Origin of the sequence: Kocuria sp. SM24M-10, assembly GCF_001027955.1 — a bacterium.
In the GTDB taxonomy this organism is placed as follows: domain Bacteria; phylum Actinomycetota; class Actinomycetes; order Actinomycetales; family Micrococcaceae; genus Kocuria; species Kocuria oceani.
The window spans coordinates 1-13859 of record NZ_LDNX01000038.1 but is presented as its reverse complement, the minus strand read 5'-3'; the positions used below and the strand labels follow the sequence as shown (position 1 = coordinate 13859).

Annotated in this window: 15 protein-coding genes; 10 read left to right on the top strand and 5 right to left on the bottom strand. The window is 75.4% G+C overall.

Features of this window, described 5'->3' with window-relative positions:
* Window positions 1–83: 83 nt before the first annotated feature.
* The gene (locus ABL57_RS04125) at window positions 84–695 is read right to left on the bottom strand and encodes an isochorismatase family protein (RefSeq protein WP_047802185.1); all 612 of its coding nucleotides are present in this window, start codon (window positions 693–695) and stop codon (window positions 84–86) included.
* A 98-nt stretch (window positions 696–793) separates the two neighbouring features.
* Window positions 794–2143 (bottom strand): nicotinate phosphoribosyltransferase, encoded by a 1350-nt coding sequence (locus ABL57_RS04120; RefSeq protein ID WP_369821352.1) that lies wholly within the window; start codon window positions 2141–2143, stop codon window positions 794–796.
* Between the two features lie 55 nt (window positions 2144–2198).
* Here ABL57_RS04120 and clpS point away from each other — a divergent pair, with 55 nt between their 5' ends.
* From clpS to ABL57_RS04080, 8 genes are all read left to right on the top strand, one after another.
* Window positions 2199–2537 carry an ATP-dependent Clp protease adapter ClpS gene (gene clpS / locus ABL57_RS04115; RefSeq protein ID WP_047802183.1) on the top strand — a complete coding sequence of 113 codons (339 nt, stop codon included), beginning with the start codon at window positions 2199–2201 and terminating at the stop codon, window positions 2535–2537.
* A complete protein-coding gene (locus ABL57_RS04110) occupies window positions 2538–3098 on the top strand; it encodes a DUF2017 domain-containing protein (RefSeq protein WP_047802182.1) in 561 nt (186 codons plus the stop codon). It begins immediately after the preceding gene.
* A gap of 149 nt (window positions 3099–3247) precedes the next feature.
* Complete coding sequence (gene murI, locus ABL57_RS04105; protein WP_047802181.1) at window positions 3248–4192, top strand: glutamate racemase; 945 nt, start codon at window positions 3248–3250, stop codon at window positions 4190–4192.
* Window positions 4193–4248: 56 nt separating this feature from the next.
* Window positions 4249–5076 (top strand): MBL fold metallo-hydrolase, encoded by an 828-nt coding sequence (locus ABL57_RS04100; RefSeq protein WP_047802180.1) that lies wholly within the window; start codon window positions 4249–4251, stop codon window positions 5074–5076.
* A gap of 56 nt (window positions 5077–5132) precedes the next feature.
* Complete coding sequence (gene rph / locus ABL57_RS04095) at window positions 5133–5918, top strand: ribonuclease PH (RefSeq protein ID WP_047802179.1); 786 nt, start codon at window positions 5133–5135, stop codon at window positions 5916–5918.
* A complete protein-coding gene (gene rdgB / locus ABL57_RS04090) occupies window positions 5911–6561 on the top strand; it encodes an RdgB/HAM1 family non-canonical purine NTP pyrophosphatase (RefSeq protein WP_047802178.1) in 651 nt (216 codons plus the stop codon). The genes rph and rdgB overlap by 8 nt, the downstream gene beginning before the upstream one ends.
* A 26-nt stretch (window positions 6562–6587) precedes the next feature.
* Window positions 6588–7454, top strand: coding sequence for a phosphotransferase family protein (locus tag ABL57_RS04085; protein ID WP_047802177.1), 867 nt, complete (start codon window positions 6588–6590; stop codon window positions 7452–7454).
* 22 nt (window positions 7455–7476) lie between these two features.
* Window positions 7477–8166: a 3'-5' exonuclease gene (locus tag ABL57_RS04080; RefSeq protein ID WP_082157208.1), complete on the top strand. Its 690-nt coding sequence runs from the start codon at window positions 7477–7479 to the stop codon at window positions 8164–8166.
* On the opposite strand, the gene ABL57_RS04075 is transcribed toward ABL57_RS04080, so the two are convergent.
* Window positions 8138–9253, bottom strand: coding sequence for an ADP-ribosylglycohydrolase family protein (locus ABL57_RS04075; protein WP_053004728.1), 1116 nt, complete (start codon window positions 9251–9253; stop codon window positions 8138–8140). The two genes, ABL57_RS04080 and ABL57_RS04075, sit on opposite strands and share 29 nt — an antisense overlap.
* 203 nt (window positions 9254–9456) lie before the next feature.
* On the opposite strand from ABL57_RS04075, the gene ABL57_RS04070 reads away from it, so the two are divergent.
* Window positions 9457–10500, top strand: a complete 1044-nt coding sequence (locus ABL57_RS04070) for an MIP/aquaporin family protein (protein ID WP_053004727.1) — start codon at window positions 9457–9459, stop codon at window positions 10498–10500.
* 164 nt (window positions 10501–10664) lie between these two features.
* Window positions 10665–11972, top strand: a complete 1308-nt coding sequence (locus tag ABL57_RS04065; protein ID WP_047802176.1) for a hypothetical protein — start codon at window positions 10665–10667, stop codon at window positions 11970–11972.
* A gap of 41 nt (window positions 11973–12013) precedes the next feature.
* On the opposite strand, the gene ABL57_RS04060 is transcribed toward ABL57_RS04065, so the two are convergent.
* Both ABL57_RS04060 and ABL57_RS04055 read right to left on the bottom strand, forming a co-directional pair.
* Complete coding sequence (locus ABL57_RS04060; protein WP_082157207.1) at window positions 12014–12799, bottom strand: MBL fold metallo-hydrolase; 786 nt, start codon at window positions 12797–12799, stop codon at window positions 12014–12016.
* Window positions 12796–13851 (bottom strand): S-(hydroxymethyl)mycothiol dehydrogenase, encoded by a 1056-nt coding sequence (locus ABL57_RS04055; RefSeq protein WP_082157211.1) that lies wholly within the window; start codon window positions 13849–13851, stop codon window positions 12796–12798. Before ABL57_RS04055 ends, ABL57_RS04060 begins: the two co-directional genes overlap by 4 nt.
* Between the last annotated feature and the right edge of the window lie 8 nt (window positions 13852–13859).

Sequence of the window (13859 nt, the reverse complement as noted above, 5' to 3'; positions counted from 1 at the left end):
TCGGCCACCGCGGCGCCGCCGGCCGCCGACAGCCGCAAACTCGCGGAGGTGAGCGGAGGAGAGCGCGGGAGACAGGGGGTGGGTCAGGAGTGGACGAGCTCGACGCCCGCGTCGGCCATCTCCTGCAGGGCGCGGGCGGTGGACTCCTCGGCGACACCGGCGGTGAGCCCGACCAGGACCCGGGTGTCGTAGCCGGCCTCGACGGCGTCCAGAGCGGTGGCCCGCACGCAGTGGTCGGCGGCCAGGCCCACGATGTCCACGGCCTCGATCTCGTGCTCGCGCAGCCAGTCGTCCAGGCTGACGTCGGGCTCGTCGTCCACGTCCTCGTCGTCGCCCATGGGCACGTCCGCGTCCGGGGCGAGCAGGCCCTCGAAGCCGGAGTAGGCGGCGTCGTGCTCGCCCTTGCGGAACCACGCCTGGATCCAGTCGGTGTCCAGGTCCGGGTGCGAGTGCGCGCCGGCCGAATCAGCCACGCAGTGCACGGGCCAGGAGTGCACGTAGTCGGGCTCGTCGGAGAAGTGCGCCCCGGGGTCGATGTGCCAGTCCTGGGTCGCGGCCACGGCGGCGTACTCCCCGTGGTGGTTCTCGAGGTGCTCCGACACGGCGGCGGCCACCTCGGCGCCGCCGGTCACGGGGAGGGCCCCGCCCTCGCAGAAGTCGTTCTGCACGTCGACGACGATCAGTGCGGTCCTCATGGTGCTCCTCCTCTAGTCGGCCGGCTCCGGTGGAATGGGCTCGGGCCGGGTCGGTGCGGGTCGGTGGGGACGGGGACGGGCCGAGCGGGCCCGGGGGCTCAGGCGACGGCCTCCGGCTCGACGACGGTGGGGATCACGGGGTCTCCCTCGCTCAGCCGCCGGGCGGAGCGGGGGAGCTCGGCCATCGAGGCGGTGTGCCTCGCCTGCGCCCGCTCCACGCCGGACGGCCCGGTCCAGCCGTCGAGCAGCTGCCCGTCGCGGACGAACTCCTCGAGCAGGGGCCGGTCGTCGCCGTCGTCGAGCGGGGACCGGCCGATGCCGACCATCTCGTGCGTGGCGGTGCCCCGCTGGTCGCGGCGGCGCAGCGCGTACTTCCGCCCGCCGAGGGAGGCCTTGCCCACGGCGGCCTTGGCCACGGGCTGCAGCGTCCCGGCGGAGTCCTCCCGGGCCACGAGCTTGTAGACCATGGAGGAGGTCGGGGCGCCGGAGCCGGTGACCACGCGGGTGCCCACGCCGAACGCGTCGACCGGCGCGGCGTTGAGGGCGGCGATCGCGTACTCGTCGAGATCGGAGGTGACGGTGATCCGGGTGTCCGGGTTGCCGAGCTCGTCGAGCAGGCCGCGCACCCACGAGGCCTGGGTGACGAGGTCCCCGGAGTCCAGGCGCACCCCGCCCAGCTCGGGCCCGGCGAGCTGCACGGCCCTGCGCACGGCCGCCTCCACGTCGTAGGTGTCCACGAGCAGCGTGGTACCGCGGCCCATCGACTCCAGCTGGGCGCGGAAGGCGTCCTCCTCGCTGTCGTGCAGGAGGGTGAAGGAGTGGGCGGCCGTGCCCACGGTCCGGAGCCCGTAGCGGTGGCCGGCCTCGAGGTTGGACGTCGAGTCGAAGCCGCCGATCACCGCCGCGCGCGCCGCCGCGACGGCGGCCTCCTCGTGGGCCCGGCGCGAGCCCATCTCGATGCACGGGCGGCCCGCCGCCGCACCGACCATGCGGGAGGCGGCCGAGGCCACGGCGCTGTCGTAGTTGAGCACCGACAGGAAGTAGGTCTCCAGGACGCACGCCTCCGCGAACGTCGCCTCCACCACGAGCAGCGGCGAGGAGGGGAAGTAGGCCTCGCCCTCGGCGTAGCCGGAGATCGAGCCCGTGAACCGGAACCCGGCCAGGTAGTCCAGGGTGGAGCGGTTCACCACCCCGGTGGCGGCGAGGAAGCTCAGCTGCTCGTCGTCGAAGCAGAAGCTCTCCAGGCCCTCCAGCAGGCGGCCGGTGCCGGCCACCACGCCGTAGCGGCGCCCGGCCGGCAGGCGCCGGGCGAACACCTCGAACACGCTGCGCCGGTGCGCGGTGCCCGAGTGCAGGGCCGCCTGCAGCATGGTCAGCTCGTAGTGGTCGGTCATCAGGGACGTGGGCGGCGGGGTCCACGGGTGGCTGCGCTGGTTCACGGGCACCACTCTAGCGACGCCGCCGGTGCGCCCGGCCCCCGGGACTCGCTACGATGGACGGACCATGCACTGCACCCTCCCCGCCGCCGTCCGCGCCGCGGCCACCGTTTCCCCGGAGACCGGCACCCGGACCACCGGGGAGACGTCGGTGGCCTCGGCGACCGAGCGCCCCTGGAACGTGGTCGTCTGGGACGACCCGGTCAACCTCATGAGCTACGTGACGTACGTCTTCCGCTCCTACTTCGGCTACCCGGAGGGCAAGGCCCGGGCCCTGATGCTGGAGGTCCACCACCACGGGCGCTCCGTCGTGGCCAGCGGCTCCCTGGAGGAGGCCGAGACGCACACGGCGGCCATGCACGGCTTCGGGCTGTGGGCCACCTTCGAGCAGGCGGGGGGACGCTGAGTGGCACAGGGATTCCGGTCGACCCGCAAGGGCATCACCGCCCGGTTCGAGGACGCGGAGAAGGATCTGCTGCAGAAGCTCTTCGCGGACGTGGCGCAGACCCTGGCGCCCGAGGAGCCGGCCGCGCAGGACCCGCTGGAGCGCATGCTCGGGGTGTCCGCGGACGCCTCCGCCCCGGAGGACTCCGCGCTGCGGCGGCTGCTGCCCGACGCCAGCCCCGACCCGGAGCGGGCCGCGGAGTTCCGCCGGTACACGGAGCGGGGCCTGCGGGAGACCAAGATGGGTGCGCTCAAGCAGGCCGCCCTGGCCCTGGAGGCCCAGCCCGTGCGCCTGGACCCCGAGCAGGCCCAGGCCTTCGGGCAGGCGCTCAACGACGTCCGGCTGGTGCTGGCCGACCGGCTGGAGATCCGCAGCCAGGAGGACGCCGAACGGGTCGGCCGCTACGACGACTGGTCCGCGGTCGAGGACGTCGAGGCGTACATGTCGCTGCTGTACAACTTCGTCTCGTGGCTGCAGGAGACACTCATGGAGGCGCTGCTGCACGACCTGCCCCGTCACTGACCCGGAGCTGATCGAGGGCTGACCCGGGGCCGACGTGCGGCGGAGCGTGCGGGGACCCCGTGCGGGGAGCGCCCGTGGCCGTGATCACACCGCGGCGGCCGCCGTGGGGTTTGGGGCGGCGGCACGCCGCGGACTACGCTCTTGACGATATGCAGGATGACGACGTCTTCGGGCCCGGCGGCCGCGCCGCGCGCGGCCCCAATCCCGGCTCACCCATCGGCGTGTTCGACTCGGGGGTGGGCGGGCTCACCGTGGCCCGCGCCATCATCGACCAGCTCCCGCACGAGGAGATCGTCTACGTGGGCGACACCGCGCACGGGCCCTACGGGCCGCTGCCGATCGCGGAGGTGCGGGCGCACGCCCTGCGGATCATGGACGAGCTCGTCGACTCCGGGGTCAAGCTGCTCGTGATCGCCTGCAACACGGCCTCGGCCGCGGTGCTGCGCGACGCCCGGGAGCGCTACACCCGGGTCTACGGCATCCCGGTGGTCGAGGTGATCCAGCCGGCGGTGCGCCGCGCGGTGGCCTCGACCCGCAACGGCCGGATCGGCGTGATCGGCACCGAGGCCACGGTGGGCTCGCGCGCCTACGACGACACCTTCGCCGCCGCCCCGCACCTGCGGATCGACTCGGTGGCCTGCCCGGCGTTCGTCGACTACGTGGAGGCGGGGGTCACCACCGGCCCCGGGCTCCTCGCGACGGCGCAGGGCTATCTCGGCCCGCTCAAGGACGCGGGCGTGGACACGGTCGTCCTGGGCTGCACCCACTACCCGCTGCTCACCGGGGTGATCTCCTACGTCATGGGCGACACCGTCACCCTGGTCTCCAGCGCGGAGGAGACCGCCCAGGACGTCTACCGTGCGCTCGTCAGCCACGGGCTCGAGCGCGAGCCGGGGGCGCCGGGCGGGTCGGCCAGGCACGAGTTCCTCGCCACGGGGGACGCGGCGTCCTTCGAGGTCCTCGCCCGGCGCTTCCTCGGCCCGGAGGTGGCGCGCGTGCGGCACACCAGCTCCGTGGCGGAGCAGTTCCCCACGGGCTCGCTCGCCCGGATCACCCCGGAGATGATCGGGGGCGCCGGCCCGTCCGGCGCCTGAAGCCCCGCGGCCGGTGCGGCCGCCGTCCCACCGGTTCCCCTGGAAGGCCCTCGCCCATGAAACTCACCATCATCGGATGCACCGGATCCTTCGCCGGTCCGGACTCCCCGGCCTCCTGCTACCTGGTCAGCGGCGAGGACGCCGCGGGCCGGGTCTGGCGGATCCTGCTGGACATGGGCAACGGCGCCCTGGGCGTGCTCCAGCGGCACCTGGACCTGCACGACATCGACGCCGTGCTGGTCAGCCACCTGCACCCGGACCACTGCGTCGATCTCGCCGGGCTGCACGTGGCCGTCAAGTGGGACCCCCGGGGCTGGGGCGGGCCCCGGATCCCGCTGTGGGGGCCCACGGGGATCCACGACTACCTCAGCAGCACCCACGGGCTGCCGCTCGACCCGGGCATGCACGGGGAGTTCGAGTTCCACTCCTGGGTGCCCGAGCAGCCCGTGCGGATCGGGCCGTTCACGATCACGCCCTATCTGGTGGAGCACCCCATTCCCGAGCCCTACGCCCTGCGCCTGGACTACGACGGGGTGATGGGGCCCAGCACCCTGACCTACTCCGGGGACACCGACGCCTGCGAGGGGCTGGTGCGCGCCGCGCACGACGCCGACGTGTTCCTCTGCGAGGCCGCCTACCACGAGGGCCGCGACGACGCCCTGCGCGGCATCCACCTCACCGGCCGGCGCGCCGGCGAGGCGGCCCGGGACGCCGGGGCGCGCAAGCTGCTGCTGACCCACCTGCCGGTCTGGAACTCGCCGACGCGGGCCGTGGAGGAGGCCGAGGAGGTCTTCGAGGGCCCCATCGGCCTGGCCGAGCCGGCCTACACCTACCGCATCGTCCGGCACAGCAGCGGCCGCCCCGCCGCCGCCGTCGGACCGTGACCCCCGGCGCCGCGGACGCGGCGTCCCGGCCCGGACCGGGGAGTAAGGTGGGTCTCATGGAAACCCCCGTCGACACGACCGCGCAGGCCTCCTCGATCCCGGGGGCGACCCGGGCGGACGGCCGCTCACCCGACGAGCTGCGACCCATCACCATCACCCGCGGCTGGTCCCAGCAGGCGGAGGGCTCCGCGCTCATCGAGTTCGGCAGCACCCGGGTGCTGTGCACCGCCTCCGTGACGGAGGGCGTCCCGCGCTGGCTGAAGGGGGAGGGGCGCGGCTGGGTGACCGCCGAGTACGCCATGCTCCCGCGCGCCACCTCCACCCGCTCCGCCCGGGAGTCCGTCAAGGGCAAGATCGGCGGGCGCACCCACGAGATCTCCCGGCTCATCGGCCGGTCCCTGCGCTCCGTCATCGACCTCTCCGCCCTGGGGGAGAACACCGTGGTCCTCGACTGCGACGTCCTCCAGGCCGACGGCGGGACCCGCACCGCCGCGATCACCGGCGCCTACGTGGCGCTGGCCGAGGCGGTGAACTGGGCGCGCGCCGAGGGGCTGATCGCCCGGCGCGCCCAGCCGCTGACCGACACCGTCGCCGCCGTGTCCGTGGGGATCATCGACGGGGTGCCCATGCTCGACCTCCCCTACGTGGAGGACGTGCGGGCCGAGACCGACATGAACGTGGTCGTCACCGGCTCCGGGGACTTCGTGGAGGTGCAGGGCACCGCCGAGGGCGCCCCGTTCGACCGGGCCGAGCTCGACGCCCTGCTGGACCTGGCGCTCGCCGGCTGCGCCCAGCTGACCCAGATCCAGGTGGAGACGCTGCGGGAGGGCGACGGTGCCTGAGCACGACGGCGCCCGTGTGGTGCTGGCCACCCACAACGCCGGGAAGCTGACCGAGCTGCGGGAGATGATCGCGGCCGCGCTGCCCGGGGCGGACGTCCAGCGGCTCGTGGTGGACGCCGCCGCCGCGGGCGCCCCCGACGTCGTCGAGGACGGCACGAGCTTCGCGGCCAACGCCCTGCTCAAGGCCCGCTCCGCGGCCGCCGCCACGGGGCTGATCGCCGTGGCCGACGACTCCGGGCTGGCCGTGGACGTGCTGCACGGCGCCCCCGGGATCTTCTCGGCGCGGTGGTCCGGCCGGCACGGCGACGACGCCGCCAACCTGCGGCTGTTGCTCGACCAGCTCGCCGACATCCCCGACACCCACCGCGGCGCCGAGTTCGTGTGCGCCGCGGCCCTCGCGACCCCCGACGGCAGGGAGCACGTGGAGACCGGGACGCTGCGCGGCACGCTGCTGCGGGAACCCGTGGGGGAGGGCGGCTTCGGCTACGACCCCGTCCTGCTGCCGGAGGGCTCCGACCGGTCCGTCGCCCAGCTCACCCGCGCGGAGAAGAACGCCGTCAGCCACCGGGGCCGGGCCATGACCGCCCTGCTCCCGCACCTCCTGGCCGCGCTCGGCGCGGACACGGGCGCCGTCCCCGACTGACCCCACCCGGACCGAGAAGACAGCCCATGCCCTGGTCGTCGCTCCAGCACCTCCCCTTCGCCGGCGCCGTCGAGGCCGTCCTGGCCGAGGCGGGGATCCGCATGGCGCGCAGCGAGTGGGAGGTCCACGCCGGCGGCTCCGCGCACGTGGTGGTGAACGTGGGGCACATCATCTCCGTGCGGATCGCCAAGAACGCCACCGTCTGCGAGCAAGTGGAGCGGCGCACGGAGGTCCTGCGCCGGCTGCCCCGCTTCTCCTTCCCGATCCCGCGGCCGCTGACGGGCGTGGTGGTCGCGCACGGCTACACCGGGGTGGGGCTGACCTGGCTCCCCGGGGTGCCGCACCCGCCCGGGTACGGCGACCCGGCCGTGCTGCACCGGGTCCTGACCGAGCTCGCGGAGGTCGACTCCTCGGGATTCGCAGCCTACCTGGACCGGCCCGGCCAGCACTGGGGCGGCCACCGCCGCCGGCACGTGCTGCTCGACGAGGTCATCCCGCGGCTGCTGCCCCGCAACCAGGCGGCGGCCCGGGGGGCCGTGGCCGAGCTGGCGGCGCTGCCCACCGTCACCCCCTCCCTGGTGCACGGGGACCTGATGGGGCACAACATGCTCTGGGACGGGGAGGAGCTCACCGGCATCATCGACTGGGACCACGCCTGCCTCTACGACCCCGCGCACGACGCCGCCTCCCTCGGACTGTGGTACGGCTGGGACGTCCTGCGGGCCGCCGTGTCCGAGCCGGTCTACGAACGGGCCCGGCTGCACGCGCGCACCTTCCCGCTGCAGGCGGTCGCGTACGCCATGCACCACGACCTCGACACCGCCCAGATCAACCAGGCCATCGCCCGGGCGGACGAGTGGATCGAGACCCACCTGCGCGGCGCCCACGCCTGAGCCGGGGCAGTAGGCTGTTCCGGTGCCTTTTCCCGCTTCCCCCGCCACCGACGCACCGTCTCCCGCCGCGGCTCCCGGGCCGGCGCCCGGGACGACCGGCGCCGGGTCCCCGGCAGCCCCGTCCTCCCTCGACTTCACCGCGATCGACTTCGAGACCGCCAACCGCTTCATCGGCTCGCCGTGCGCGGTGGGACTGGTCCGGGTCCGCGCCGGGGTGGTGGTGGAGGAGCACTCCGCGTACATGCGGCCCCCGCGCACCCGCGCCGCCTTCGACCCCGGCAACGTCCGCATCCACGGGATCACCGAGCGCACCGTCGCCGGCCACCCGGTCTTCGACGAGCTGTGGCCCCGGATCGAGGACTGGATCCTCGCCGACGACGCCGACGAGCTGGTCGTGGCGCACAACGCGGCCTTCGACATGGGCGTGATCCGCGCCGCCTGCGCGGAGACGGGCACCCGGCACGCCCCGCTGGCGTACGCATGCAGCCTGGCGCTGGCCCGGCGCGGCTACGACCTGCCGTCCTACGCGCTGCCGCGGGCCGCGGAGGCCGCCGGCGTCCCCCTGGAGCGACACCACGACGCCCTCGAGGACGCCCGGGCCTGCGCCGGGATCGTGGTGGACCTCGTCCGGCGCTCCGGGGCAGGCTCGGTCGGGGCGCTGCTCGCCGGCTGCGGCCTGAGCGTCAGGCGCCTGGCGCCCCGACTTCCCTGAGCCAGCGCTCGGCGGAGTCAGCCACCGCGTCCCGGGCGTCCAGCAGGGCCAGCCACTCCGGGGTGAGGGCGGCCGTGCCGAGCGCCGCGCCCGTGACGGCGCCGGCGATCGACGCGGTGGCCTCCGGGGCGACGCCGGAGGCGGTGCCCAGGCCCACCGCGCGGCGGAACACCGCCTGCGGGTCCGCGGCCGCCGGGTCCTCGGCCTCGGCGCGCAGGGCCGCCCGGAGCCCGGCCGCCAGGACCACGGGCGCCGTCGGTGCCGCACCGAGGTCCTCCGGGCGCCCGTCGGGCAGCGCCCCGGGGGCCGGGGTCTGCGCACCGGCGGCGCGCACGGCGTCGTCGAGCCGGGCGAGGGTCTCGCCGACCGGGCGGGTGAGGTGCGCGGCGGTCTCGCGGGCGGCGGCGACGGCGGCGGCGACCGGCCGTGCCGTCCCCTCCCGGCGGGCCCGGACGGCGGCGTGCACGGTGAAGCCGTAGACCGCCGCGGCGCTCTGCGCCTCGGGGTGCCCGTGCGTCAGCGCCGCGCCGTTGATCGCCAGCGGCGCGAGGGTGCGCCACCCCACGTGGGGCAGCAGGCCGAAGGGGGCGGAGCGCAGCACGGCCGCGGCGTCCTCGGCGTCCGGCAGCAGCGGCCGCTCGACCTCGCCCATCCGTCCGCTCCGCAGGGCCTCCAGCACCGTGCCGGCCGGGTCCCGCACGGCGTGCAGGACCTCGTGCTCGTCGAGCCGGCGGGGCAGGGGCCGTGGTGCCTCGGAGGGGTGGGGCACCCCCTGGGTGCGCAGCCAGCGCAGGTAGGCGAGCCACAGGCAGGCGGTCTCGTCGGCGGGCTGGCCGTCGTTGGCCCACTCCACGACCTCCAGGAGGGCGTCCAGCGTGTAGAGGGTCAGCTGCGTGTCGTCGGAGACCAGCAGCCGCCCGGCACCGCCGTCGGGGTCCGGGTGCTCGGCGGACGGGGCGTCCGCACCGGCCCGGTAGCCGATCGCGTCCCCCAGGGCCCCGCCCAGCAGGGCGGCGCGCACGGAGTCGGCGTACTCGGGCCGGGCGGGGTCGTGTCCGGCGTCGGGGCGGAGGAGGGGTCCAGGCATGCGGTCAGTGTAGTCGGGCCGTGCCGTCCGGCAGCGCCGTCCAGCAGCACCGTCCGCCAGCACCGTCCAGCCGTGCAGGCCGGGTCCGCACCGCGGTGTCTCACCGCCCTTTCAGGTGGGCTGTGGTTGCATGGCACGGGCGTCCGCCGCCCCGACCGCCACGGCACCCCCGTCCGTGTCGACCCGACCCCCAGGAGAACCCGATGACCGAGAACGTCCGCACGACCCCCGTGCGCCCCGGCGCCGAGGAACCCGCCGCCGGCAGCACCCGCGCAGGCGCCGTCGCCGCGGCCCGGCCGGAGCACCGCGCCGACACCGCCGCCCTCGCCGGCCGGCGCGACCCCGAGCCCACCGGCCTCGCCGCCCCGGTGCCCGCGGCCGCGCGCAAGGACCCGGCACCGGCCGCCGGGCAGGACCCCTCCGCCCCGGCGCAGTGGGCCGCGGAGTTCGCGGGCACGGCGCTGCTCGTCTTCGCCGGGCTGGGCACGGGCATGTTCGCCACGGAGGCCATCGACTCCGCGCTGGGCTTCGGTCTCGGCCTGCTCGCCGCGGTCGTGGCCTTCGGGCACGTCTCCGGCGGCCACTTCAACCCGGCCGTGACGCTGGCCGCCGTGGTCGCGGGCCGGACCGCTCCCGGGTCCGCGATCGGCTACGTGCTGGCCCAGGTGCTCGGCGCGCTGAGCGCCGCGGGCGTGCTGTGGGCGGTGCTGATGACCCTGCTGGACACCTCCACCACCGCCCAGGTGATCGCTGGCGTCTCCAACGGCTTCGGGGCGAACTCCGCCTCCCAGGTGGGGTGGACCACGGTCCTGCTGGTCGAGTTCGTCGCCACCGCCCTGCTCGCCCTCGTGGTGCTCGGCTCGACCGCGCCCCGGGCCAACGCCGTGCTCGCCCCGATCGCGATGGCCGCTGCGCTGGCCTTCCTGCTGACGGTCACCGCGCCGTTCGACGGCGGCTCGCTGAACCCCGCCCGCTCCACCGGCGCCGCCGTGGTCGCGGGCTCGTCCCACCTCGGGCAGCTGTGGCTCTTCTGGGCGGCACCCCTGCTGGGCGGCCTCGTGGCCGGGCTCGCCCACCGCGCGGCCGGCCTCCGGCGCCCGCGGACCGGCACGGCGCCGGACGCGGCCCACCAGGACAGCGCCCTCGAGGACGGCGCCGTCCAGGACAGCACTGCCCAGGACAGCACTGCCCAGGGTCCCGCCGCGGATCCCACCCGTCCTGGAGCAGAGCGGGACCCGTCGGCCTGAGCGGCGGCGGGGCTCGACCGCCCCGGCGCGGGACGCTCCCGACCTCCCCGGTCCGCGCGGGAGCGGGCCGCGCTGCGCGGGGCCGACGCTTTCCGTCATCGACCGACGCCGTGGCTAGGCTGGTGCGTGCCCCGGCCCCCACCGGAAGGAACCGGACCACCCTCGTGAGCAGCTCGCGCGCCCCCGAACCGCTCGGCGGGATCAGCATGGCCAGCCGTTCGCCGCTGGCCGACTCCCGCGAGCTCGCCGCCGTCAGCGGCGCCCTCTACCCGGTGCTGACCCTGCTGGTGCGCCTGCCCCAGACCATGGTGCCGCTGGGCGTGCTCACCACGGTGGCCCTGATCTCCGGGTCCCCGGCCCTCGGCACGCTTTGCGCCGGGGCCGTGACCCTCGGCTCCGCCGTGTGCGGGCTGGCCATGGGGGCGGCCGCCTCCTGGCGGGGCCGCCAGCTCGGCCTCGTCCTGCTCACGCTGGCGAATCCGGTGGCGGTCTGGTGGCTCGTCCGGCTGCTGCCGGGGGCCTCCGCCGCCGCCGAGCCCGACCCCGTCCTGCTGGTCCTGCCGTGCCTGCTCGCCGGACTGGTCCTGCCGCAGATGGGCGTGGTGTGCCGGCTGCGCTGGTGGTCGCTGCTCGGCCGGGACGACCGGCAGGACCTCTTCGACACGGCGCTGCGCCACGAGAGCGTGATGGACTCCCTGGCGACGGTCCTGGCCGCCGTGGTCACCGGGCTCGTGGCCGTGACGCTCGGGCCGGCCGCCGTGCTGGCGCTCTCGGCGGCCCTCACCCTGGCCGGCACCACCGTCTTCCTCCTGCACTGCTCGGCGCGGCTGCCGCGCCGGCTCCTGCGCTTCCGCGCCCCCGCCGCCGCGGGGCTCACCCGGGCGGCCCGGCTCCGGCGGCGCCGGACCGCGCAGCTGCGCCTGCTCCCGGTGGTGGGCATGGGGACGCTGGGTGCCCTGCTGGGGTCGATCCTCGGCTCCGTGGTCGTCTTCGCCATTTCCGTGGACGCGGTGGTCTCGGTGGCCTGGCTCTACGCGGTCACGGGGCTGACCTCGGCGGTCGCGGCGGTCTTCGCCTCCGCCCGCACGGAGGAGCTGCGGCTGTGGAACCGCTGGGTGGGGGCGGCCTCGGGGGCGGTCCTGGCCTCCATGCTGCTGACGGTCCCGGACGACTCCGTGGGAATGGTGCTCGCCCTGGCGGTGGCCGGGCTGACCACCGGTCCCTGCCTGGTGGCCGTCTACGAGCTCGCGCGGCTCGTGGCGCCGAGCTCGCGGGTCACGGCCCTCACCACGGTGATGACCGCGGCGATGAGCGTGGGGATGACCGTGGGCCTCGTGCTCTCCGGGTGGTTCGGGGAGACGTGGGGCTACCGCACCGCGGCCCTGGTGCCCGTCGGCTCCGCGGCCCTGCTCCTGGCCGGCGCCCTCGGCTTCGTCCACCGGTGGCGGCGCACCCTTCTCGACGACGCCTGAGTCCCGCCGGGCCCGGTACCGGGCCCGGCGGGACGGGCGGCTCAGTGGCCGCGGTCGATCCACTCCTGCAGGTGCGGGGCCTCGGCCCCGATCGTGGTGGGATCCCCGTGCCCGGTGAGCACCTCGGTGCCCTCGGGCAGGATCAGCAGCCGTTCGCGGATCGACCCGATGATCGTGCCGAAGTCGCTGTAGGAGCGGCCGGTGGCCCCGGGCCCGCCCTGGAACAGGGTGTCCCCGGAGAACACGACGCCGTGCTCGCCCAGCTCGGGGGCGGAGAAGCACACCGAGCCGGGGGAGTGCCCGGGGGTGTGCAGCACCGTGAGGCGCACGCCGCCGACGGCGAACTCCTGGCCGTCGGCGAGCTCGGCGTCGAAGGGCGTGTGCGGGTAGACCTGCTCCCACAGCACGGTGTCGTCCGGGTGCAGGTGGATCCGCGCCCCCACCTGCCCGGCGACCTCCTTCACGGACCGGATGTGGTCGTCGTGGGCGTGCGTGAGCAGGATCGCCACGACTCGTCGACCGGCCACGGCCTCCACGACCTTCTGCGGGTCGTGGGCGGGGTCGATCACCACGCACGCGTCGTCGTCGCCGACGAGCCACACGTTGTTCTCCACGTCCCAGGTCCCGCCGTCCAGGGAGAACGTGCCGGCGGTCACCAGCCGCTCCACCCGCACCTGACCGGCGGCGGGACGTGCGGGCACGGCCCCGGAGTCGTCGGGGTGCTCACGCCCGGTGTCGGGCAGGGCGTCGCCGTCGACGGCCGGGGCGGCCGGATCGGGCGCGGACGCTCCGGACGGGGAGCCGGGAGTGGGGCCGGGGGCGCTCATCGGGTGGCCTCCGGGGCCGGGGCGATCTCGACGACGGAGCGCAGGACCTTGCCGGCAGTCATCTTCTCGAACGCCGGCTCCACCTGGTCGAGGCCGATCCGCTCGCTCACGAACCCGTCGAGGTCCAGCCGGCCCAGCCGGTACTGGTCCACCAGCATCGGGAAGTCCCTGGAGGGCAGCGTGTCGCCGTACCAGGCGGACTTGATCGACCCGCCGCGCCCGAACACCTCGTCCAGCGGGATCTCCCAGGTGGTGCCCGGGGCCGGGACCCCGACCAGCACCATCCGCCCGGCCAGGTCGCGGGCCTCGAAGGCCTGCTTGAAGGTCGGGCCGATGCCCACCGCGTCGATCACCAGGTCCGCGCCGTGCCCGCCGGTGAGCGCCCGGATCGCCTCCACCGGGTCCTGCTGCCGCGAGTTCACGGTGTGGGTGGCCCCGAACTTCTGCGCCGTGGCCAGCTTCTCGTCGTCGAGGTCCACCGCGATGATCGTGCTCGCCCCGGCCAGTGCGGCCCCGGCGATCGCCGCGGCCCCGACCCCGCCGCAGCCGATCACCGCCACCGACTCCCCGCGCTTCACGGCCCCGGTGTTGAGCACCGCCCCGATCCCGGCCATCACCCCGCAGCCCAGCAGCCCCACCGCGGCGTACTGGTGGTCCTGGAGCTCGCCCTCGATCTTGGTGCACTGCCCGGCGGCCACCAGGGTCTTCTCCGCGAAGGAGCCGATGCCCAGGGCCGGGGTCAGCTCGGTGCCGTCCTCCAGGGTCATCTTCTGGGTGGCGTTGTGGGTGGCGAAGCAGTACCAGGGCTCGCCCCGCCGGCAGGCCCGGCACTGCCCGCACACCGCCCGCCAGTTCAGGATCACGTGGTCGCCCACGGCGACCTCCGTCACCCCCTCACCGACCGCCGAGACGATGCCCGAGGACTCGTGGCCCAGCAGGTAGGGGAAGTCCTCGCCCACCGCCCCGACCTTGTAATGCAGGTCGGTCTGGCACACCCCGCAGGTGAGCACGTCCACCAGGGCCTCGCCCGGTCCCGGGTCCGGGACCAGGATGGTCTCCA